The following is a 272-nucleotide window of genomic DNA, read 5'->3' on the forward strand; positions in this document are numbered from 1 at the left end:
GTAATCTCGATTACCGTATTGAAATATTGGTTCCAGTTTTTAATAAAATGGTCCGTCAGCAGATTCTTTTACAAGTTATGCTAGCGAATATCATTGATAATCAACAGAGCTTTGATATATTAAACGATGGAACATCACAACTTATAACACCGCAAAGAGGTGAAAGCCCATTTAATGCGCAGGAGTATTTTATGGCCAATGCGGGTCTTTCAAGGATGGAAAGGTCTTTTGACTCTTCTGTTTCGCATTTGGTTGCGTTGTATCAGCAGAAG

At 37.9% G+C, this 272-nt stretch carries 1 pseudogene; it reads left to right on the top strand.

Annotated elements, in window-relative coordinates:
* Window positions 1–272, top strand: a pseudogene (locus tag ACFINO_RS11130) (RNA degradosome polyphosphate kinase); the annotation flags it as partial.

The organism is Bartonella sp. AA83SXKL (genome assembly GCF_042196965.1).
Lineage (GTDB): Bacteria > Pseudomonadota > Alphaproteobacteria > Rhizobiales > Rhizobiaceae > Bartonella.